The 22,892-nt window shown below is 48.5% G+C and carries 22 protein-coding genes; 17 read left to right on the plus strand and 5 right to left on the minus strand.

The features are described 5' to 3' along the window. Positions 1-60: 60 nt before the first annotated feature. From AB4124_RS21920 to AB4124_RS21950, 7 genes are all read left to right on the plus strand, one after another. The gene (locus AB4124_RS21920) at positions 61-2,919 is read left to right on the plus strand and encodes a Na+/H+ antiporter subunit A (protein ID WP_441974148.1); all 2,859 of its coding nucleotides are present in this window, start codon (positions 61-63) and stop codon (positions 2,917-2,919) included. Positions 2,920-2,921: 2 nt separating this feature from the next. Then, entirely contained in the window at positions 2,922-3,260 is a 339-nt protein-coding gene (locus AB4124_RS21925; RefSeq protein ID WP_071220369.1) for a Na(+)/H(+) antiporter subunit C, read from the plus strand. After that, on the plus strand, positions 3,253-4,734 hold the full coding sequence (locus AB4124_RS21930) for a Na+/H+ antiporter subunit D (RefSeq protein ID WP_379404837.1): 1,482 nt from the start codon (positions 3,253-3,255) through the stop codon (positions 4,732-4,734). Before AB4124_RS21925 ends, AB4124_RS21930 begins: the two co-directional genes overlap by 8 nt. A 5-nt stretch (positions 4,735-4,739) precedes the next feature. Next, complete coding sequence (locus tag AB4124_RS21935; RefSeq protein WP_076321948.1) at positions 4,740-5,219, plus strand: Na+/H+ antiporter subunit E; 480 nt, start codon at positions 4,740-4,742, stop codon at positions 5,217-5,219. Beyond that, entirely contained in the window at positions 5,216-5,509 is a 294-nt protein-coding gene (locus AB4124_RS21940; protein WP_076321947.1) for a Na(+)/H(+) antiporter subunit F1, read from the plus strand. The genes AB4124_RS21935 and AB4124_RS21940 overlap by 4 nt, the downstream gene beginning before the upstream one ends. After that, the gene (mnhG, locus tag AB4124_RS21945) at positions 5,493-5,888 is read left to right on the plus strand and encodes a monovalent cation/H(+) antiporter subunit G (protein ID WP_379404261.1); all 396 of its coding nucleotides are present in this window, start codon (positions 5,493-5,495) and stop codon (positions 5,886-5,888) included. Before AB4124_RS21940 ends, mnhG begins: the two co-directional genes overlap by 17 nt. 201 nt (positions 5,889-6,089) lie before the next feature. Beyond that, positions 6,090-6,971 carry a GNAT family N-acetyltransferase gene (locus tag AB4124_RS21950; protein WP_441974149.1) on the plus strand — a complete coding sequence of 294 codons (882 nt, stop codon included), beginning with the start codon at positions 6,090-6,092 and terminating at the stop codon, positions 6,969-6,971. Positions 6,972-7,058: 87 nt separating this feature from the next. On the opposite strand, the gene AB4124_RS21955 is transcribed toward AB4124_RS21950, so the two are convergent. Then, the gene (locus AB4124_RS21955; protein ID WP_441974150.1) at positions 7,059-7,712 is read right to left on the minus strand and encodes a TVP38/TMEM64 family protein; all 654 of its coding nucleotides are present in this window, start codon (positions 7,710-7,712) and stop codon (positions 7,059-7,061) included. 188 nt (positions 7,713-7,900) lie between these two features. Continuing rightward, positions 7,901-8,167 (minus strand): hypothetical protein, encoded by a 267-nt coding sequence (locus AB4124_RS21960; protein WP_441974151.1) that lies wholly within the window; start codon positions 8,165-8,167, stop codon positions 7,901-7,903. Positions 8,168-8,283: 116 nt separating this feature from the next. On the opposite strand from AB4124_RS21960, the gene AB4124_RS21965 reads away from it, so the two are divergent. Continuing rightward, positions 8,284-8,892 (plus strand): TetR/AcrR family transcriptional regulator, encoded by a 609-nt coding sequence (locus AB4124_RS21965; protein WP_441974152.1) that lies wholly within the window; start codon positions 8,284-8,286, stop codon positions 8,890-8,892. A gap of 108 nt (positions 8,893-9,000) precedes the next feature. Then, positions 9,001-9,867, plus strand: a complete 867-nt coding sequence (locus AB4124_RS21970) for a YitT family protein (protein ID WP_076321941.1) — start codon at positions 9,001-9,003, stop codon at positions 9,865-9,867. A 196-nt stretch (positions 9,868-10,063) separates the two neighbouring features. Here the strand turns inward: AB4124_RS21970 and AB4124_RS21975 are convergent, their stop codons facing one another. Continuing rightward, positions 10,064-10,276, minus strand: coding sequence for a hypothetical protein (locus tag AB4124_RS21975; protein WP_071220380.1), 213 nt, complete (start codon positions 10,274-10,276; stop codon positions 10,064-10,066). A gap of 50 nt (positions 10,277-10,326) precedes the next feature. Next, a complete protein-coding gene (locus AB4124_RS21980) occupies positions 10,327-10,899 on the minus strand; it encodes a thymidine kinase (protein ID WP_441974153.1) in 573 nt (190 codons plus the stop codon). A gap of 494 nt (positions 10,900-11,393) precedes the next feature. On the opposite strand from AB4124_RS21980, the gene AB4124_RS21985 reads away from it, so the two are divergent. The 7 genes from AB4124_RS21985 (at position 11,394) to AB4124_RS22015 (ending at position 19,383) form a co-directional block, all read left to right on the plus strand. Continuing rightward, positions 11,394-12,170 (plus strand): ABC transporter ATP-binding protein, encoded by a 777-nt coding sequence (locus AB4124_RS21985; RefSeq protein ID WP_339290581.1) that lies wholly within the window; start codon positions 11,394-11,396, stop codon positions 12,168-12,170. Between the two features lie 69 nt (positions 12,171-12,239). Further along, positions 12,240-13,259, plus strand: coding sequence for an aliphatic sulfonate ABC transporter substrate-binding protein (locus AB4124_RS21990; RefSeq protein ID WP_430205391.1), 1,020 nt, complete (start codon positions 12,240-12,242; stop codon positions 13,257-13,259). Between the two features lie 37 nt (positions 13,260-13,296). Beyond that, positions 13,297-14,157 (plus strand): ABC transporter permease, encoded by an 861-nt coding sequence (locus AB4124_RS21995; RefSeq protein WP_441974154.1) that lies wholly within the window; start codon positions 13,297-13,299, stop codon positions 14,155-14,157. Then, on the plus strand, positions 14,154-14,966 hold the full coding sequence (locus AB4124_RS22000) for an ABC transporter permease (RefSeq protein WP_441974155.1): 813 nt from the start codon (positions 14,154-14,156) through the stop codon (positions 14,964-14,966). The genes AB4124_RS21995 and AB4124_RS22000 overlap by 4 nt, the downstream gene beginning before the upstream one ends. Positions 14,967-15,020: 54 nt before the next feature. Then, positions 15,021-16,391: an LLM class flavin-dependent oxidoreductase gene (locus AB4124_RS22005; RefSeq protein WP_441974156.1), complete on the plus strand. Its 1,371-nt coding sequence runs from the start codon at positions 15,021-15,023 to the stop codon at positions 16,389-16,391. Positions 16,392-16,562: 171 nt separating this feature from the next. Further along, complete coding sequence (locus AB4124_RS22010; RefSeq protein ID WP_441974157.1) at positions 16,563-18,311, plus strand: RNA polymerase sigma factor; 1,749 nt, start codon at positions 16,563-16,565, stop codon at positions 18,309-18,311. Between the two features lie 169 nt (positions 18,312-18,480). Beyond that, the gene (locus AB4124_RS22015) at positions 18,481-19,383 is read left to right on the plus strand and encodes an EamA family transporter (protein ID WP_430205382.1); all 903 of its coding nucleotides are present in this window, start codon (positions 18,481-18,483) and stop codon (positions 19,381-19,383) included. 77 nt (positions 19,384-19,460) lie between these two features. Here the strand turns inward: AB4124_RS22015 and loaP are convergent, their stop codons facing one another. Further along, complete coding sequence (gene loaP, locus AB4124_RS22020) at positions 19,461-20,036, minus strand: antiterminator LoaP (protein WP_076321935.1); 576 nt, start codon at positions 20,034-20,036, stop codon at positions 19,461-19,463. A 466-nt stretch (positions 20,037-20,502) separates the two neighbouring features. Between loaP and fabD the strand changes: the two genes are divergently transcribed. Beyond that, positions 20,503-22,884, plus strand: a complete 2,382-nt coding sequence (gene fabD, locus AB4124_RS22025) for an ACP S-malonyltransferase (RefSeq protein ID WP_441974158.1) — start codon at positions 20,503-20,505, stop codon at positions 22,882-22,884. Positions 22,885-22,892 lie beyond the last annotated feature (8 nt).

A 22,892-nucleotide genomic window follows, 5' to 3' on the forward strand; every position in this document is an offset into this window, starting at 1 on the left:
CCTAAATAATGGGGAAATACTACTAATGAAGGAAAAATCGGACTATAGGAGGAGTAGACTTTGTCTTTGCTGCACATCGCCGTTATGGCACCTTTTATCGTAGCGCTTGTGGTTATGTTGACTTACAAGCTCATCGGCCGTGTTCACACCGGATGGGTGATTTTGCCGGTACCGGTTGTCCTGTTCGCCTATTTCTGGGGACTTATCCCAACCATTCAGGGAGGTGAACAGCTTCAAGCTGTTCTGGAATGGGTTCCAAGCGTGGGAATAAACTTTACCGTTTATTTGGATGGATTAAGTTTAATTTTTGCACTATTAATATCTGGTATTGGTTCACTCGTTGTACTTTACTCCATCTTCTACATGGACAAGAACAAGGAAGCCGTTCATAGATTTTACATCTATCTGCTTCTGTTCATGGGCGCCATGCTTGGTGTTGTGCTCTCCGATAACCTGATGGTGCTGTACGGCTTCTGGGAACTGACAAGTATCTCGTCATTCCTGCTGATTGCATTCTGGCATCATCGCGACCGCTCCAGATACGGAGCTTTAAAATCCATGCTGATTACCGTGTTCGGCGGACTTGCCATGTTTGCAGGGTTTATTCTCCTTTTTATCATGACAGGCACCTTTAGCGTGCGGGAGATTGTAGCGAATGTGGGTAGCATTACGGGAGACGCGCTGTTTATTCCGGCCATGATTCTGATCCTGCTGGGAGCATTCACCAAATCCGCGCAGTTCCCGTTCCATATCTGGCTGCCGGATGCGATGGAAGCACCGACTCCAGTTAGTGCTTATCTGCACTCCGCTACGATGGTCAAGGCCGGAATCTATCTGGTGGCCCGTTTTAGCCCGGTGTTTGCCGGGCAAGCTTCCTGGTTCTGGATCATAGCGATTACGGGCTTGACCACGCTGATATACGCTTCGATCCGTGCGATCAAGCAGACGGACCTAAAAGCACTGCTGGCATTCTCCACCATCAGCCAATTGGGGCTGATCATGAGCTTGCTCGGTCTGGGCTCTGCCGCAGCTTATTATGGAGGCGGCGTGGACACGCTGCTCTATACGAAAGCAACGACAGCCGCCATCTTTCATTTGATGAACCATGCGATATTTAAGGGCGCTTTGTTTATGGTTGTCGGTATCGTCGATCATGAGACGGGCACCCGCGATCTGCGGAAACTCGGAGGTCTGATGTCGCTCATGCCAATCACGTTCACCGTGGCCGTCATTGGTGCATTTTCCATGGCCGGTCTGCCTCCGTTTAACGGATTCCTGAGTAAAGAAATGTTCTTTACGGCGGTCCTTCAAGCGCCTCACATGAATTTCTGGAATGCCGAGACCTGGGGTGTGCTGATACCGGTCGTTGCCTGGATCGCCAGCGTGTTTACGTTCCTGTACAGCATGATCCTGGTCTTCAAAACCTTCACCGGACGCTTCCAGCCTGAAAAACTGGAGAAGAAGCCGCATGAAGCACCGCTCGGGATGCTGATTCCCCCGGTTATTCTGGCATCGCTGGCCATCGTGTTCGGTCTGTTTCCGAACCTGCTGTCTCATGCACTCATTGAACCGGCGATGGCCGCCATTCATCCGGGGCTGCTCGTGGCAGAGGATCGTTTCCACGTGCATATCGAGATGTGGCATGGGTGGACAACGGAAATTTTCATGACCATCGGAATCATTGTTCTCGGTACCGTTCTGTATAAGCTTCACGGCAGAGCGCGTATCTTGAATACAACGCTTTTCAAGCGATTCACATTGAACAATCTGTATGACGGGGGATTGCGAGTCCTCGAAAGAGGCGGCAAATCGCTGACCTCCACTTATATGACAGGTTCACTCCGTCACTATGTGATCTATATCTTTGTATTTTTCATAGCCATTCTTGGCGGGGGGCTTCTGTTAGTCGATCATATTGGATTTGATATGACGGACTACGCACCGATGTCCTTCTATGAGGCCGTTGCCATCCTTGGTCTGGTTATCCCGGTCATTGTGCTCCCGTTCGTACGGACACGACTGATGGCAATAATATTGACGGGTGCTGCCGGCTATATGGTGACCTTGTTCTTCGTTCTGTTCCGGGCTCCGGATTTGGCGCTGACCCAGATGGTCGTCGAGACGGTTTCCGTCATGCTGTTCCTGCTCTGTTTCTATCATCTTCCGAAGCTGAAGCGGGAGAAGGTACCGATGAGCCTGAAGTGGAGAAATTTGCTCATTTCGGTAGGCGTCGGTGCTGTCGTGACCTTGATCGCATTGGCTGCGAGCAGTGGCAGAACCTTTGACTCCATTGCGGATTACTTCATTAAAGAGAGCTACCATTTGGCCGGCGGTAAAAATATCGTCAACGTCATTCTGGTGGACTTCCGTGGATTTGATACCTTGCTTGAAATTACAGTTCTCGGCATAGCATCCCTAGGGATTTATGCCTTGATTAAAATCGATTTGGGTGAAGGCATTTTGGGTGAACGGGATCGTTATGAAGGGGCATACCTGCCTAACAGCAATGATGTCATCCTGCGCACCATGTCCAAGGTGGTTATCTTTATCGTCGTAACCTTCTCATGGTTCCTGTTCAACTCGGGACACCATGAGCCGGGCGGAGGATTTATCGGGGGGCTGATGACTTCAGCCGCACTGGTTCTGTTGTCGATGGCTTTCGGCATGGACATGACCAGGAAGATCGTACCTTTCGAATTTCGAAAGGTTACGGCTACTGGACTTGCGATTGCACTCCTTACAGGGATCGGCTCATTTGCTTTTGACGCACCGTTCTTAAGTCATTCATTCGGTTATTTCAACCTGCCGTTGCTCGGGGAAACCGAGCTGGCTACTGCGGTTCTCTTCGACCTCGGCGTCTATTTAGCCGTCGTTGGCGTGACGATGACCATCATCAATTCGATTGGGAGGGATAACTGACCATGGAACTTTATATGTCGCTTGCCATCGGGATTATTTTTGCGGTTGGGATATACCAGATTTTATCCAAAAGCTTGCTGCGGATTATTCTTGGTACTTCACTGTTGACCCATGGCGTTCATCTGCTGCTGCTCACCATGTCGCGGCTGAAGACCGGTGCTGCTCCGCTGCTTGGCGAGAAGGCTTCATCCTATGTTGACCCTGTTCCGCAAGCGTTGATTCTGACATCCATTGTCATCAGCTTTGGCGTCACATCGTTCTTCTTCGTACTGGCGTATAAAGCATATCAACGCTTGGGTACGGACAACATGGAGGAGCTAAGGGGGATGGATGATGAATAATGTAATTGTCCTTCCTCTCCTTATTCCGCTGGTTACAGCTGTTATTCTTATTTTCTGCTCCAAATATGTTCGTGTTCAGCGTTGGATAAGTGCGGTTAGTATCACAGTAAACCTGCTTGTGGCGTTGTTCATTGTAAGTCAGGTAAACAATGAGGGCATCCAGACGCTTCACATGGGTGGATGGCAGCCGCCGTATGGAATCGTATTTGTAGCCGACATGCTTGCGGCACTGCTGGTGCTTACGACGTTGATTGTCGCGGCTGCCTGTCTGTTCTATTCTTTCCGGAGCATCGGGGAAGAGAGAGAGAAGCATTACTTCTATGCTTTTTTTCAATTTTTGCTGGCTGGCGTGATCGGATCGTTCCTAACAGGGGATTTGTTTAACCTGTTTGTCTGTTTTGAGGTTATGCTGATCGCTTCCTACGCCTTGATCGTGCTGGGCGGCACCAAGCGCCAGCTGAGGGAAACCTTAAAGTACATGCTGATTAATATTATTTCATCCACCTTGTTTGTTGCAGCTGTCGCTTATTTATATGGCACAGTCGGAACGCTGAATATGGCGCATCTGTCTCTGCGAGTGGCCGAAGTTCAGCAGGATGGAATCTTGTCGGTCATCGGCCTTCTGTTCCTGATTGTATTTGCCTTGAAGGCGGGTTTGTTCCTGTTCTTCTGGCTGCCCGGTTCCTACAGCGCACCTCCGGCGGCAGTTACGGCTTTGTTCGGCGCGCTGCTCACGAAGGTTGGGTTATATGCGATTATTCGTACCTTTACGTTGATCTTCTATCACGATACCGGCGGCATCCACGCCGTCATCGGCTGGATGGCTGCGGCAACGATGATTCTGGGCAGTTTGGGCGCGGTTGCGTATAAGGATCTTGGACGAATCCTGAACTATAACATTATTATTAGTGTTGGCTTTATCGCCTTCGGCATAGCGACGGCATCTTCTGACTCCTTGAACGGAGCCGTATTCTACTTGATGCATGACATGATAGCAAAGGCGCTGCTCTTTATTCTGGGCGGTATCATCATCGCCAGTGCAGGCGCGAACAAGCTGAGCGATATGGGCGGGCTGATGAAGCGCCATCCTTTGGTGGGGTGGATGTTCTTTATCGTTGCACTGGCTCTGGTCGGCATCCCGCCCCTTAGCGGCTTTCTCGGCAAAGTCCTCATCGTTCGCGGCGGATTGAGCGGAGGCCATTATGTGCTTACGGGACTGGCATTGGCATCAAGTTTGGCGGTATTGTATTCCTTGATCAAAGTGTTTATGGGGGCATTCTGGGGCGAATCACCTCGACTCCAAGAATCAAAACCGGTCAGAATTCACAAGACAGCTTATGCGGCAGCTATTGGGCTAACGGTTATGGTGATTGTCCTTGGGGTGGGTTCGGAGTGGATATACTCCTACACCTCTCAAGCAGGCGCCGTATTATCCGATCCATCACTATATATTAATGCTGTATTAAAGGAGTAGTGGATATGGGCCATCAAATTCTGTTAAATATCATCATTGCCGTTGTCTGGATGTTCCTGAACAATAATTGGTCCCCCCAGCAATTGATCATCGGCTATCTGATCGGAATCTTGCTGATTTATCTGTTGCGACGCTTCTGGCCGAACGATTTCTATTTGCGCAAGCTGTGGTCCATCATGCTGCTGCTGCTCTTGTTCCTAAGGGAGCTGTTAAAATCGAGCATCACGGTAATTGGACAGATCCTAAGACCGAAGCTGAATGTTCGTCCAGGCATCTTCGCCTACTCAACCGAGCTGAAATCCGACTGGGAGATTACGGTGTTATCGTGCCTGATCTGCTTGACGCCAGGAACGCTTACCCTGGAAGTGTCTCGCGATGGTCAGACGCTATATATTCATGCGATGGATATTGAAGATGTCGAAGAGCTGTCGAATCAGATCCGCGATACTTTCGAACGCGCGATCAAGGAGGTGACCCGCACATGATTCATAGCATCCTGATTGCCTCTCTGGTGATTTTGTCGCTGGCTATACTGGGCTGCTTGTACCGATTAATCAAGGGACCTTCCATGAACGACCGGATCATGTCGCTGGATACGATTGGAATTATACTGTTGTCCATGATCGCTGTTCTGTGCATGCTATTCCGGACAACTGTCTATTTCGATATCATTCTGCTGATCGGGATACTAACGTTTATCGGAACAACTGCGCTTGCCAGATATATCGAGAGGGGTGATGTCATTGAACGCACAAACGATGAGTCAGATCGGTGAGTTTCTGATCGCGCTGATGGTGCTGCTCGGAGCTTTACTTGGTGCCTTGAGTGCATTTGGCCTTATTCGTCTGCCGGATGTTTATATGAGGTCTCATGCAGCAACGAAAAGTGCTACACTAGGTGTCCTCTTGATTCTTGCAGGTGCATTTCTGTATTTCACCTTCTACCTGGAGCATGTCAGTGCAAAACTGCTGCTGGGAATTGTATTCGTATTTATTACGGGGCCGGTAGCGGGTCACTTGAATGGGAGGGCGGCGTATCGGTCAGGCGTGTCCATGTGGGAGAACAGCGTCCACGATGACCTCAAGCCTGAACTCAAGCGCGAACGTGAACGGATGCGCGCTTCCCAGGAAAGGGAACGCTCCGAGAAGGGATGACCGAACAGGGAGTCTCACACTGACATTTTGACGAATGACAAGATGGGCTTTCCATGAACTTGGGAGGCCCATTTTTTTGTTAAAACTTGGTCAGTGGGCATCACCATATGGTAGAATTGACCAAAACATATTCGAAATGCTTGGCAATGAACGTTAGCTGTAACACTTCCAGCAGAATATGAACAAGGAGCACATTTACAGATGATTTTAGAGCAAGCTGATATGAAACTTAGAGAGTTATCTTCCTTTCTTGCAAGATTAAATGGGATTCGTCATCATCATGTCGGATATTGCGGTGAACAGGAAGGCGAGATTTACAGCACGCTTCAGGCGGAATTCACGGAGAATGGCGAACTGAGCAGTCAAAAATTCACCGTCATATATGATCAAGATCAGATTGTGGGGGCATTGGGGTTCGATGTAGATGAAGAAGAACGGTCCGCTGAATTATGGGGACCTTTTATCGACGCGGAAGGTGAGCAATGGAATCGATTGGCGGAGCAGCTATGGGATGCAGGGACTTCGAAGCTGGAAGGCTGCGTGAATCGTTATTACGGTTTTTATAACGTGGATCATCAATCCGCTGTACGCTTTATGGAAGACAAAGGGGGGAGAAAGTCAGGAGAGCATCATGTTCTACGACTCCGAAAATCCGCCCTATTAACGGATGGCCTTTCGGGACTCCAGGATTTCACACCCGAGTATGCGGATGAATTTGCGAAGCTGCATGGTACGAATTTCCCTAATACCTACCTCAGCGCTCAGGATATTATGCAGCAGCTGGATGATGATCATCAACTCTTTATGCTTACGGAACAAGGAGAGCTCGTCGGCTATGTTTATGTGGAAGGTGAACCCGAATTCAAGGAAGGCAGCATTGAATACATCGCAGTATCCGAAAATTTCCGGGGGAAGGGTTATGGCCGGGCACTTCTTGACCAAGCACTTCATTATCTGTTCCATATCGTACAGCTGGAGGACATCTCGTTATGCGTAGACCAGAGAAATGAAGGCGCGATCCAGCTGTATCAACGTGCGGGGTTCGACGCGGTACATAAACTGGCGGCTTACGTATTGGAGTAAGATGGGTTTGTCCCGCATCTAAGCATGTCTACTATAACAAGACCCGCCAGTCCCGGTTGCAATGGATGGGCGGGTCTTGTTATGGATTTAACGCTTTGTCTTTTTGTTGCTTATCACGATACTTCCCGGCTGATCTTCATGATGGTAACGTTTTTCCATCTTTTTGCCGGTTAACCACAGAAGCCATAGAATAACGACTGCGATTAGAATACGCCAGGGCTGTGTTATAAACGCTTGCCAGTCATGTCCGATAAAAGCGACCATGAAGATCATTACGGATTTCCCCGCCATAACGGCTATCGTAAATGTCGTTGCCGATACCGTACTGATGCCGGATGCAATATTGATCAGCGAGGAAGGCGTGAAGGGGAAGCAGTACAGGATAAAGATCGGCGTAAAGCCTTTTTCTTCGATCCAATGGAAAAAACGCTGGGATCCCGGCATTCTTTTTTGAATAAGCAATCCCAGCTTGCCGCCCAGCTTGCGAACGATCCAAAACACGGTAATGGATCCAAGGGAAACGCCGATCCAGGACAGTAAGAATCCCCACCATAGACCGTAGGCTGCGGAGTTCCCCATTACAAGGACGATAAGGGGCAGTATGGGCAGAAACGCCTCTATAAATGGAAGCAAAATACCCGGAATGGGACCTAGCTGAGAATACTGCTCAAGCCATCCCTGTACTTGATCCATGTCAATTTCCTTTATATGGGTCCATAAATTCTGAAGCCATTCCAACATGATGAGTAAGTCCTCTCCCTGCCTAGGGTAAAATTATGTATTTTCTGGTCGATCTCGGATGGAATATATTATAGCATAACGGAAACCAATATTATAAATTGCAGGTATTGGACCGGATGGATGAACACAAATAAAGCTCAAACTCCCCGTAAGCAGCGGTGAGTTTGAGCTTTAACCGTTAACGGTTGTTACCCAGAATGGGTGGGCAGCGTAGCTTTCTTGGTTTCCGGATATGAATTCGGAGGAAGATCCGGCTCGACCCCATTCCAATCGATTCGATTCTTGCTCCGCAGTGACCACACGACCAAGAGGATAATTCCGATGATGACCGAACCGATCGTGACCATATAATTGCCCCATATAGAAAGGTATTCAATCTCGATGAATGCGTAATTCGAAGGCACCACGACATACCGGATCATCTCCAGCCAGGCCAGGTGAAAGCCAATATTCATCCATAGATTGCATAGAGAGAACCTATTTTTACGAGGGTAGGCATTGTAGAAGCAAACCTAGGAAACTGAAATGTTGTACGTTGTTTTAAAAAAAACCGAAAGTGTATAATGGGATTATGCCGAAAATCGTAGATCATGATAAACAAAGACAATGGGTCGCTGAGGCTGCCCTGCGGGTGATTCAGAGGGGTGGACTCGAGAAAGCGACGGTGCGCAATATCGCGGAAGAGGCGGGATTATCCGTAGGTTCGCTGAGGCACTATTTTACCAGCCAGGCTGAGCTGTTGACTTTCTGTATGAAGCTTATTATCGAACGGATTGAAGAACGTTTTTCTTCACTATCCTTAAACGGACCCGTGTTTGAGGATGTAAAGCAAGTGTTGATGCAATTTCTGCCGATGGATGAGGATAGGACGATGGAAATGGAGGTGTGGATGTCGTTTGTTGCCAAAGCGCTAGTCTATCCCGAGTTAAGAATAATGACTGATCATATGTACGATGGTTTAACCAAGGCGTGCCATTATGTGGTGGATACGCTGGTTGCCCATAAGCTGGCTAAACCGGAGTTGGATCTTGAATATGAGAAGGAACGAATATACGCATTGGTGGATGGGTTAGCGATACACCATATCATGAGGCCGCAGCAGCTCGCCACAGAAAAGATCGAGAGGATTATCGATCAGCATCTGCGTTCTTTATGTCTGGATGAGAAGGCAATGGCCTAAAAGACCCATGTCACTTTGCGTGTCAACATTGACATGTCATTCCTTTTTTTAATACAATGGTTCTTCGACAGGCACTTCGTGTGAAAAAAGATACAAAAGGAGAATGGCATGGTCAAAAAACACAAAAATCTGACAGTCGGCGAAATTCTGAAACGTTTCATCTTTATCACCATCGGTGCAATTCTGATGGCTGTGGCGCTTGAAATATTCCTGGTGCCCAACGAAATTATCGACGGTGGTATTACCGGTATTTCCATCGTATTATCATCGATTACGCCCATCAATCTGGGTGTGTTCCTATTTATTATCAACTTACCGTTTCTGTTCATCGGTTACAAGCAGATCGGTAAAACGTTCGCATTTTCCACATTATACGGGATTGTGGTATTGTCAGTGGCGACAACCTTTCTGCATCATGTAGACCCGTTTACGAACGAGAAAATTTTAGCGGTGCTGTTCGGTGGTTTGGTTCTTGGGCTGGGGGTAGGTCTTGTCATCCGTTATGGCGGAGCGCTCGACGGTACGGAGATCGTTGCTATCCTGCTGTCCAAAAAGCTGCGGATGCCGGTCGGACAAATCATCATGATTATCAACGTGTTTATTTTTATTACGGCAGGGTTTGTATTTGGTGCAGATTCGGCCATGTATTCGATCTTCTCATACTACATAGCGGCAAAAGTGATGGATATAGTGGTAGAGGGCTTGGACGAGTCCAAATCCGTTACGATTATATCCAATGAATACGAAGAAATTTCAAATGCCATCATGCAGCGTCTGGGCCGCAGCACGACCATGATCTATGCCAAGGGCGGGTATTCCAAAGAGGATACGCAGATGATTTATTGCGTCATCACCCGGCTGGAGATTGCGAAGCTGAAGACGGTCGTGCAGGAAATTGATAAGAACGCATTTATTTCGATTCAAAATGTCGCGGATGTGCTGGGTGGGAGCATGGCGAAGTCTGATATTCACTAGGGTACAAGCAACGCTCTTAGTGTAATAGGTTGATTAACGAACAGCGGTTTTTTGCAGATCGTTCTGCAGAAGGCCGCTGTTTTTTGTGGCCGCTATATGCGGCTCTCTCCCTGAGATAAAGAAGGATTGCCTGAGGCCCTGATAGATCGTAGAAGAGGTCTATCATGAATCACTCAGGCAATCCATCTATCATTTCTCATTTCCGTACTTCAAAAAATTCGCATTCATCCCGCTTATGATAGCCGAGCGAGCTGACGCTGGATTGTGTAATGACGGTTTCGTCAGTGAAGCGGATGACGAGACTGCCGGAATCAATCAGATGATTATCCTTGAAGATGCGTATACGGATCTGCTGCTCCATCACTTCCTGAAAGTCCTGGTCGGTTAATAGTGGTCTGACTATCGGCATGGGTCATCCTACTCCTTACGTTTGAATGGTGGATTGCTTGTGAAAACGTCCTATGATAAAGGGGGATTGGTATGACATTTGCGACAAACAGGGAAGTAGGTATCATTCCCACCAATCAGGATCTGCTCACCGGCATACACGGGCTTACCGTCAATGACGCGAAGGTTCATGATCGCTTTGCGCTCACAGAACCAGCAGATCGTTTTCATTTCCTCGATTTTATCGGCGTAAATCAGCATCCAGCGGCTGCCTTCAAACAGCTCGTTCCGGAAATCATTCTTCAATCCAAAGCCCATGACAGGCACGTTAAGCTCATCTACGATCCGAACGAGCTGCAGAATGCTGTCCTTGGACAGGAACTGGCATTCGTCAACCAGAACGCAGTATGGCTTAGGCTGATGATCCTTCACAATCCCATAGATGTCGGTCGTATCGGTTACAGGTATCGCTTCGCGGCGCAGGCCGATTCGTGAGGATACATATCCAACGGCATCCCGGTCATCGATAGCGGACGTAAAGAGGAGTACCGGTTTGTTCTGTTCTTCGTAGTTATGGGCGACTTTCAAAATTTCGATGGATTTACCACTGTTCATGGAGCCGTACTTGAAAAATAATTGAGCCATGCTTTCGTTCCCTTCCTATAAGTGCAATGTTGCTTCTTCGCGTTTAGTTGTGCAAAATTCTTACAATATAAGATATGACATGCAGATTATATTGTCGCATTATTAGGCAGCTTTTGTCCATTGCCTGTAAGGACTATATTCTGACATATATGACTTGGGCGTGGAATGAAAAAAAAGGTTTGACAACCTTTACCAGCGGTTGTAATATAACGGCATACCAAATGAATACCGAGATAATCGACCGGATAACTGGAGATATCGCGCATATGAACAAGTACGATGATGGTTGGACGTACTTAGACAAGCGCTATATCTCCTTTTTTTATGAGATAAGAAAGCATAAACTTCAGGGGTTTAATCATCCTTATCTTGTAAGAAAGAATTTCCCCTATATGGGGTCTGTCTTCTGGGAAAGTAGCTCGATAGACCTTTTTGTTCGCTTTTTAAACCAAGTAAATAGGTAAGAATGATTATAGTATGGGATGGTGAAACGAATGTCAGCGGATACCTTGATTATTCAACAGGTAAATAAAATTTTTCAAGCCCCGACGGGGAATGTTACCGCGCTGAAAGACATTGATTTGCGGGTTCGAAAGGGAGAGTTCATTACGTTAATCGGACCGAGCGGATGCGGTAAGAGCACCCTGCTCAAAATCGTTGCCGGTCTGGACACAGCGTACGAAGGGAGTGTCTTGTTGAATGACAAACCGATATCCGGTCCAAGCATCGAGAAAGGGTTCATCTTTCAAGAGCCGCGCTTGTTTCCGTGGCTGACCGTGGAGAAGAATATCGCAGGCAATTTGTCGCTGAAGCAGAAGGACATCCGCAAGAAGGTGGATGAGTTCATCGAGCTGGTACGGCTCAAAGGCTTCGAGAAAGCATATCCGAGGGAGCTGTCCGGGGGGATGGCTCAGCGGGTGGCAATCGCCCGGGCGCTGCTGCGGAATCCAGACGTGCTGCTGCTGGATGAGCCGTTTGGCGCGTTGGATGCATTTACACGTTCCCATATGCAAGAGGTGCTGCTCGATATATGGCAAAATAACCGAACGACCATGCTCTTTGTTACCCACGATCTGGATGAAGCTGTGTTTCTTGGCGAGCGTGTTGTCATTATGAACCCGAGACCGGGCCACATCCGTTCCATTCTGCCGATTGATCTGCCGTTCCCTCGCAAACGGACCGGATCCTCCTTTCAGGAACTGCGGACCAAAGTGCTGCGCGAGTTTGAGAAAGTGGAAGAACCGGAGTTTGATATCGGTGCGGGCATTTAAACACGCAGGATGATGCTGAACTTCTAACAGGATAGATGAACGATAGAAAACAGGGGGGAGACTTTGATCATGAAACTGAAGAAAAAGAGTGTAGTCATTATGGTATTCCTCATCATGTCTGTCTTGGCATCCGGCTGCGCGGGCGCAAACAGCCAGCCCAAGGTCAGCGCTGTAAGGAAAGGAGCGGACGGCAAATACAAAGATTTGACCGTAAGACTCGGGGTACAGGGCAGCGGCGGTTTGTTTGGCAAGGCCCGCGAAGAGAAGTGGTTCGAGGAGGAGTTTGGCAAGTTGGGCGTCAAGGTAGAGTGGTCGGAGTTTCAGAGCGGCCCTCCGATGACCGAAGCGATGGCTTCGAAGCGCCTGGATTTCGCGGGGCTCGGCAATATGCCGATTATCGCTGCCCAGGCGGCAGATATCCAGTTTAAGGTCATTTCCCAGAGTCTGCACGGCCAGAAGAATGTAGCTATCATCGTGCCGCCGGGCAGTTCCGCGCAGACCTTGAGTGATTTGAAGGGCAAGAAGGTAGCGGTGACCAAAGGGAGCAACGCCTTTAACTTCCTGTACCGGGGTTTGGCGGATCAAGGAGTCAAAGTGTCCGATATTGAAATCATCCAGCTTCAGCCCGACGAAGCCCAACCCGCATTCGAATCGGGCAGCGTCGATGCATGGGCAACCTGGGACCCGTATATCACCTTGAACACGCTGACAGGCAAAGGCAAAGTGCTGGCGGACGGCGAGCAGCTTGGCGTTCTGTCGCCATCGTTCAATATCGTGCGGAAGGATTTCGCCGATCAATATCCGGATTTGGTCACGCTCTATCTTACAGTGCTGGACAAAACGCTCGCTTGGGAGAAAGAGAACGAGGCTGAGGCCCTAAAGCGGTATGCCGATGAGCGCGGCATTCCACAAGAAGTCATTCAAGGCACCTTTGACCGATCAAGGTCGATCAACATTCCGGTGACGGATGCCATTATTGCCGAACAGCAGAAAACGGCCGATTTCCAATTTGAGCAAAAAACGATCCGCAAAAAAATCCAGGTTAAAGATGTGTTTGATAATCAGTACATTGAGGCTGCGTCTAAATAAGAGCATATCATCTGAATCGGAAAGGGGGTAATCGTATATGCTCCAAGAAGGGATCAGCAAAGGGGCCATGGTTGTGCCCGCCGAGTCCATTCGCCGTCAAAAGCGGCTAGACCGCAGGTTCCGGCTAAAGCTTACAAACGCACTGATCGGCTGGCTTGTTCCACTCTTTATTATCATCGCATGGCAGACCGCGGGAGCTCTGGGCTGGCTCAACCCGATTTTGCTTCCGACTCCGCTCAGCATCTGGAATGAGTTCGTTCATCTAACAAGCACAGGCGAGCTGATCAGGCATCTTGGCATATCATCCTGGCGAGCACTGCTCGGATTCCTGCTTGGCGGCAGCCTGGGTTTGGCCGCGGGCATATGGGTAGGATTTTCGTACAAAGCCGAGCGGCTTGTCGATCCGTCCTTGCAAATGCTGCGGACGCTTCCCCATCTGGCAATCGCCCCATTGTTCATCCTTTGGTTCGGTTTTGGGGAAACCTCGAAAATACTTCTTATCGCCAAAGGCTCGTTCTTTCCACTTTACGTGAACACGTTTCTCGGCATCCGATCCGTAGACAACAGGCTGTTTGACGTAGCACGTGTTCTACAGTTCAGCCGCTGGGACCAGATTCGCAAGCTGGTCGTTCCCGCCGCGCTGCCCCATATTTTCCTCGGCATCCGCCTCTCGATCGGCGTTGCATGGCTTGGTCTGGTTGTGGCTGAGCTGATGGGTGCAAGCTCCGGCATCGGATATATCATCAATGACGCTCGATCCTTCTCGTGGACCACCGTTGTCTTTGTCGGAATTATGGTCTTTGCACTCGTCGGAAAGCTCTCGGATACGCTGGTTAAATGGCTCGAAGGCAGACTGCTGCGTTGGCAGAACAGTTACAAGGGGGATGACAAGTCATGAAAAGTCCAATTGCCACCCGTGAACTTACGGAGAAGGATTGGTTGAAGGTCATACCAAGGCCGCTTCATGCCTGGCTTGTGCCTATCGCGATTGTGGCTTTATGGCAGGCAGCGGGTGGTTTCGGATGGATTTCAGCAACCCTGCTGCCTACGCCGCTAACGATTGCCAAGCAATTCGCGAATTTGGGGGCCAGCGGTGAGCTGTGGGAGCATTTTCGGATCAGCATCCTTCGAGCGCTCTCGGGCTTTTTACTGGGTGGTTTGACTGGTCTAGCCTTGGGGGTCTCCACGGGTCTGGGCAAAATGGCGGAGCGAACGCTGGATCCCTCATTGCAAATGCTGCGCACTGTGCCGCTCTTATCGTTGATTCCACTGTTTATTCTCTGGTTTGGCATCGGAGAATTTTCAAAGATTCTGATGATTTCCCTGGGGGCTTTCTTCCCGATGTATGTGAACACCTTCCTTGGCATTCGAAACGTGGATGCTAAGCTGTATGAAGTGTCAAGGATCTTTCAATATTCCAAGCCGCAGCTGCTGATCCGATTGATCGTACCGGCTGCCTTGCCGAACATTTTGCTTGGCATCCGCCTGTCGCTCGGCGTCTCCTGGCTTGTTCTGGTCGTCGCGGAGATGATGGGGACCAGCGCGGGCATTGGCTATATGATTCAAGAAGCCAGAGCCTATTCGCAGACGGATATCGTGTTTGTAGGCATTATTATTTTCGCGATCATGGGCAAGCTGTCCGATTCCGTGGTGCGTCTGCTGGAATCCAGGCTGCTGAGCTGGAGAGAGACCTATAAGGGCTTCTAAGAAGGGCTTCTAAGAGGTTAGGTCGACAATATATTAAAAGGAGTGATAACGAAGATGGGAACAACCAACCGCAGAGATCACCAGATGCATCTGGGTGCGTTTATCTACTATGCCGGACATCATCATGCCGGGTGGCGTCATCCAACATCCGATGTGGAGGGTATGTTTGGAATTGAGCTGTATAAGCAGCTTGCGGCCACAGCGGAGCGGGGGAAGTTCGACATGATGTTTTTTGCCGATTTGCTGTATGTGACCCAGGTCGAAAATTCCGCCTCCGGTATGCTGGACCCGTTGACGCTCTTATCCGCTCTCTCCACCGTTACGGACAAGCTTGGACTAACCGCCACGGTCTCCACAACGTACAATGAGCCCTACAACGTGGCAAGGAAGTTTGCTTCTCTCGATTGGATCAGCGGAGGAAGAGCGGGCTGGAATATCGTGACGTCCCAGCTGGATATCGAAGCCTACAATTATGGGAGGGCGAAGCATCCGGAGCATGGTCTGCGTTATGAAATGGCACGTGAGTTTGTTGAAGTGGTTACCCGTTTATGGGACAGCTGGGAAGACGATGCGCTTGTGCTTGACCGGGAGTCTGGTAGATTTGCGGATGGAGCGAAGGTACGGCCTGTGGATTATAGCGGACAATGGTATTCCACGAGAGGCCCATTGAACGTACCAAGACCGCCGCAAGGGTATCCCGTACTGATACAGGCAGGTTCTTCCGGTCCGGGACAGGACTTTGCCGCGCAATATGGTGAGGTTATCTTCACGGCACAGCAGTCCAAGAAGGCAGCGCAGGAGTTTTATGCAAGCGTCCATTCGAAGCTGTCTCATTATGGGAGAGGAAGCGGAAGCCTGAAAATCATGCCGGGCCTTTCGCCTGTCATCGGGTCTACAGAGGAGGAGGCACGGCGCAAGGCGCAGGAGCTGCTGGAATTGATTCCGCCAGCGTCGGCAATCACCGTTCTATCCGGGTTCCTGAATTACGACCTGAGCGGTTATCCGCTGGACCAGCCGCTGCCAAGAAACATCCCGGACCCTGTGGCAGCTTCCAACGGCATGAAGAGCCGGGTCCAGTTATACATGGATATGGCTTACCAAGGAAATCTGTCAATCCTGGAGTTAGGCAGAAAGATACTGACCTCAAGGGGACATATGCAGTTTGTTGGGACGCCTAAGCAATTAGCCGACATGATGCAGGATTGGTTCGAAGATTATGCCTGCGACGGGTTTAATATCATGCCGCCGGTTCTACCCGGTGATCTGGACGATTTCGTGAATACGGTTATACCGGTGCTGCAAGAACGGGGCTTGTTCCGTACCGAATACAGCGGAACGACGCTGCGGGAGCACCTGGGCCTAACACGTCCTGAACCCGGGCATTTTCGCCGGGAAGTTCACCAAGCAGCCGCGGATGTAATCTAAGCTTAGCCATGTTGTTAAAAAAACGTTTCGAGTGACCGAGGTTTAGGGGTCATCTTGGAACGTTTTTTATGTATTATAAAAGTCAGATAATATTTCTCAATTACTTTGTCAGAAAAAACGAACTTCTCTGGTCATATAAGTAGTCAACGATACGAAAGAGGGTTTGAGCAATTGGAAACGACAGCAGACAGCAGGGTCCAGTGGGATGAGATGGAGGATCAGGAGTTGGTGAAATATGCGCAGGCAGGGGAGCGGGAAGCATTCGGGGAGCTTGTTCGGCGTCATCGGTCCAAGGTTTATGGCTATGCCAGAGCTATAACCCGGGAGTCCTACCTGGCAGAGGACGTTGTACAGGATGCACTTATCCGTGCGTTCATGCATCTGGGGAAACTGGTCGATGCCCGGCGGTTCTTACCGTGGGTGCAGCGAATCGTCCGGAATCAGGCCTATACCCGCCTTAAGGGAAGCCCTGCGATGAAAGAGCAGACATTCACCGAGCTTGAAGGCAGGGGAAGAGCTGATGGTGCCGGGAGTTCAGATCAGTGGAACAATCTGGACAGCATTCTGGGCAGGCTCCATCATTCTGCAACCGAAGCTGCCGCTGGATTCCACGTTCCGGAGGAACGGATCGTCCAGCAAGAGACGCTGCGCTTTTTAACGGACATCATTCAATGTCTCAAGCCACGCGAACGGCTTATTTTCGAATCCCATTTTTTCGATCAGCTGTCTCCGCAAGAAATTGCCAACTTGTTTCAGCTCTCTTCGGCCAATGTGTATCAGATTATTTCGAGATCACGGAAGAAAGTGATCCAAGAAAAAATCCGCGTCACCGTTGACTCTTATATTAAGACGAGAAGGGACTTGGGAATTATGAAAAAGAAGATTCTGCCTTATGAAGGATCGTTGAAAGAAATCAAAACTTGGACAACCGCTGCGGATGCCACGTATAAAATGCTTCAATTTACAGATCGGAAGTTATCCCTGTCGATGGTCATGGGGCTTACAGGTCATGCATTCCGGATCAACATCATCCCGGATGAAGTTCACATTGCAGGTCCAACGTCGTACTTTTTTGGTGAAGTATTATCTCGGGGCCTTCATAATATCGGGTTCCATTCCAAGTTTGTAGATGGCATGTCGGACGGCGTCGGCACCAATGCCAATCTGCTGGATCCAACCGCTTTGGAGAAGAGTGCCATGAGCAAGCGCAGCATTCATCAGGAGCTGCCAAGGGCCCTTGATCTAATTCATGCTTCACTAGACCGGGGATACCCTGTGCTGGCTTGGGATATATTCTTTCCGGAATTTGGTACACTGTATGGTTACGACGATGAAACGAGAACTCTCTATGGGGAAGTATGCGGCAGAGTGGATACGCTGCCCTACGAAAATCTCGGCAGAAGCGTGATGGAAGATCTATTTGTTCTGGCTATTGAGGGCTCCGTTGATTTAACGCTTCAGCAGCAGCTTCGACTTGCGCTTGAAACCGCCATCGAGCAATATGAGGGGAAAGAAAGCGTGGTGCCGACGGCAGTGAAGGGGATTGCGGCATATGATGCTTGGGTTAAATCGCTGCAGGGGCGGAAGATAGAACCGAACGGTCATGCTTACAACATCGAGGTATTAAGAGATGCCCGGTATTACGCTGCTGAGTTCTTCAAGGAACTGATTGCAGCTTGGCCGGATGCGAATAAGGAAGGATCGGAGCTCACGCAGCAGTTTAAAGAAGCCAGCGTGTTATATACAGGAATGTGTGAGAAGTTCAGTGTCCTGCATCAGATGTTCCCATTCCCGGTAGGTGGAGAACCTAATTCGGGGGAGCAAGCAACGAAGGCGATATCACTGGTAGAGGATATTAAAGCTCTGGAGATCGAAGCTGTTGCTAAATTGAGAGAGATCTTTGCAAAGTTGTCATCATAAATGGTGGTTGGATACAAACTTACCCCATTTGGTATTTACAATGTTGAGGTTTTGTCTTAAGATAAGACCATAATTCAATATCTAACAGAGTCAACCCCACTTTTTACTGTTTTCTGGTCTCCAAAACAGTGAAAAGCGGGGTTTTTTTGTTGTGGAGGGAGAGTTGGAATTGTTACATGTATTAAAAAATTCATTCTACGTATTTTTGGGAGCTTGCTGTTTTGGTATTCTGTCAACGGTGGTAAAGCTTGCATACCAGGAAGGGTTCCTATTTCAGGAGGTTATGATCAGCCAATTCGGGACAGGTTGGCTCATTCTGCTGATGCTAATGCTGTTTTTTGGACGTCAAAAGGTTACGGGCAAGCAATTCCTAAGGCTAGCCGGGGTTGGGTTATGTACATGTCTTACAGGCGTCACGTATTACCTTGCCCTTCAGAGCATTCCGGCATCGATTGCCGTCGTTCTTCTATTTCAATTCACCTGGATCGGCGTCATTATTGAAGCCATTGTGAAACGGCAATGGCCGGATAAATCCACCGTCATCTCCGTTATCATCCTGTTTGTAGGAACGATTATGGCTGGGGGGATTTTGGGTGCAGGCGAGCTTCAATTGAATTGGAAAGGGACTTTATTGGGGCTGACTGCGGCCTTGATGATGGCTTTATTTGTCTTCTTCAGCGGCCGGGTCGAGACACAAATGTCACCGATTACCCGGAGCTTCTATACCTCAACGGGTGGTCTGATTCTGCTGACGATCCTGTTCACGCCGAAAGTGTACACGGAGATATCCCTGTTTGACAACGGGTTATGGCTGTTCGGCTTAATCCTAGGCGTATTCGGTGTTGTTTTGCCCGTACTGCTATTCGCACTGGGCGCACCCAAAATCAGCACAGGACTGGCAACCATCCTTGGGGCTGGAGAGCTGCCCGTTGCTGTTATCGCTTCGGTGCTGGTGCTGAGCGAGCAGGTGACTGCTCTGCAATGGATCGGGGTTATCGTGATCCTGCTGGGCATTGCGTATCCGCAGATGGCGGCGCAGAAGCGGGGCAGGGTGCCAGCGGTACAAAGATGAGATTCAGAAGAAGATAATAACGCTGAGGGGCTGCTTGCAGCTCCTTTTTTTGTGTGGGGAACAGGTCCATGTATCAATTATCTAATGATCTCAATTCCAAAATCGACCAGCTGTTCTCTTCCCATGATGTTCATGAGCACTTTAGCGCGCTTTTTATGCTTATCGACTTTTTTAATAAGACTTTCCATTCCTTTTAACGGACCCGATTTAACGATGACATTGGACTCTTGGAACGTGACTTGGGAATATTCGATAACTTCACTTTCACTGATTAGTTTGAGAACGATCAGCATTTCATCTGTGGGGATCTCTTTGAAAAAATAAGACTCGTCCGGTTTTTGAGATGAAAGGCGGAATTGCTGCGCATCCGGTGGGAGGAGCCCTTTATCCTTGTTATTGAGATAGTTTAGCGAGTTGTAAATGAAGGGATTCTCTTTTAATGTATAATATATGGAAAAATTCATTTTTGTCTCAACAAACACGTAGCCGGGGAAAAGTGTTTTTATCGCATGGTATTCCTGGCGGTCTTTCTTCTCCGGTACTTTCCTTCTAGGAATCACGCTGGTTAGCAAGCTATCATCGAATCTGGCATCAAGCCATTTTTTAATTGATGACTCATATCCGGTTTTAACAAATAAAGCATACCATGACATATATTGCTCCCTCACTTCCTTTTGATGAAGAAAATAATACCAAACAATTCATGAAATTAATGTCGAAACTCGGAATTCGAACAAAAAATAATCAACTAATCTTATAAGAGTAATAGTTTACAAAAAAATATTTATATAATAATATATTGGTAATGAATGACTTAATTTAACAACAACTTAAACTGACTTAATCGACGTTTCGGCGCGTTAAGCACATTTAAGGGTCATAATGATACGCGTATTTTCGTGTGAATGCTTACGAAGCCTCCAGTTAGCTGGGGGACCTCGTAGGCATTTTTATGTTCAATTTCAAACAGCTCAAACTAGATGGCTTGTGACTGAGCAACGACAGCTGGTATAAGGCACATAAGGCGTGCTTTAAATTATGAGTTGAAACCATCAAACAGGGAATAAGCGGGGGTTAAAAGCACCAATAATTATCGATTTGGGAGGATGGTACAAGCATATGTTAGCCTATGTATTCCCAGGCCAAGGTGCCCAAAAAAAAGGAATGGGCGAGGAGCTTTTCGACGAGTTTAAAGAATTGACTGCACAAGCGGATGATATTCTAGGATATTCGATCAAACAATTATGCTTGGAAGATCCTGATTTTAATCTGAATAAGACACAATATACCCAACCGGCATTATATACCGTAAATGCTTTAAGCTATTTCAGCAAGATGCATTCGGGAAGAAGGGAAGATTTTGTTGCCGGACACAGTCTGGGGGAATATAACGCCCTGCTGGCCGCCGGAGCCTTTGATTTTGCTACAGGTCTAAGGCTTGTGCAAAAGCGAGGGCAGTTAATGAGCCGGGCTGCGGGGGGCGGCATGGCCGCCGTCATCGGGCTAACCGAGGAACAAATAGCAGAGGTGCTGCGGGAACATAAGCTTGAAACCATCGATATTGCCAATCTGAACAGCCCTCATCAGATCGTAATCTCAGGAGCGAGGGAAGACATGGATCTCGCCAAACAGGTCTTTGAATCACTTAAGGATGTCATGATGTTTATCCCCCTGCGAACGAGCGGTGCCTTTCATTCTCGTCATATGGAAGAGGCAGGCAGAGAATATGAAGCTTTTCTCCAGAACTTCACGTTCCATGAATTGCGTATTCCGGTGATCTCCAATGTGTATGCCAGGCGATATCAGTCATCCTGTATCAAACGAAATCTGGTTCAACAAATGACTAGCTCCGTTAGATGGACGGAAAGTATTCGATACTTGATGGGGCTTGGTGTTATCCATTTTGAGGAGATCGGTCCGGGAAGGGTATTAACCGATTTAATAGGGAGAATCAAGAACGAGGCAGAACCTCTAATTGTCGATGAACCTGCATTCGTTGATGAAGCCGTAATTGAAAACCTGCATGAGGAGCTGAACGAGTGCCATCTCGAGATGTCCCATAAATCTGAAACGATAGCTGTCGAACAACTTCAATCATCCGAAATTAAACCAAGTTCGCTGGGGAGCGCAGCTTTCAGGAGGGATTACAATCTTAAATACGCCTATATGACTGGCGCTATGTACCGGGGAATTGCTTCCAAAGAAATGGTTGTAAGAATGGGAAAGGCCGGAATGATGGGTTTTTTCGGAGCTGGAGGTTTAAAATTACCCCAAATTGTGGAGGCGATTCAATACATACAGCAAGAGCTTTCTGAAGGTCAGGCTTACGGCATGAACTTGGTGCACAATCCTACTGAGCCTGAAATCGAAGAGCAAACGGTGGACGTTTTCCTTCAGAGCGGCGTGAAGGTTATGGAAGCGGCTGCTTTCATGAATATCACTCCAGCTCTGGTCAAATTCCGAGCAAAAGGATTAACCCGCGATGCCGATGGAAGGGTGATTTCGATAAATAAATTGATTGCCAAGGTATCGCGGCCGGAAGTCGCCGAAGCGTTTCTTAGTCCAGCACCCGAGCGAATCGTTGCAAAACTGCGGGGAGAAAACAAGATTACGCCGGAAGAAGCTCTTATGCTCAGGGAAGTCCCTGTTGCCGATGATATTTGTGCCGAGGCAGATTCCGGTGGTCATACGGACGGTGCAGTGGCTTATGCATTAATGCCGGCCATGATTAAATTACGGGATGAGATCAATCAAAGGTATTCATACCCTACAAGAATTCGGATAGGTGCTGCAGGGGGGATTGGCACCCCGGATGCAATATCGGCGGCATTTACATTAGGTGCGGATTTCATTGTGACAGGTTCAATTAACCAATGCACTGTCGAGGCTGGAACTAGCGACGAAGTAAAGGACTTGCTCCAGCAAATGAATGTGCAGGATACGGAATACGCGCCTGCCGGGGATATGTTTGAGATGGGGGCTCGGGTGCAGGTGCTGAAGAAAGGACTTTTCTTCCCGGCACGATCCAATAAACTGTACGATTTGTACCGCCAGTACAATTCCATTGATGAAATTGACGACAAGACAAAGGCGCAAATCCAAGAAAAATATTTCAAGCGCAGCTTTGAGAGTGTGTACGAAACGGTCCGAACGCGCTACCCTCAAGTCGTCGAGAAGGCAGAACGGAATCCAAAATATAAAATGGCTTTGATCTTCAGGTGGTATTTCAGTTACAGCACGAGATTGGCTCTGCAAGGGGATCAGGAGAATAAAGTAGATTATCAAATTCATTGCGGGCCAGCCTTAGGCGCATTCAATCAATGGGTAAAGGGAACGAAGCTCGAGGATTGGCGGAACCGGCATGTAGATGAGATTGCCGAGAAACTGATGACGGAAACGGCTGCATTGTTGAACCGGAGATTTAACAGCTTTCGCATGTCTTCGGAGGAACCTGGTATGGCAGAATTTCAGGACATTCGAAGCGCTCAAGAGGTTTATTAAAAGTGAGG

Origin of the sequence: Paenibacillus sp. 2KB_20 (genome assembly GCF_052115765.1) — a bacterium.
In the GTDB taxonomy this organism is placed as follows: Bacteria; Bacillota; Bacilli; order Paenibacillales; family Paenibacillaceae; genus Paenibacillus_AQ.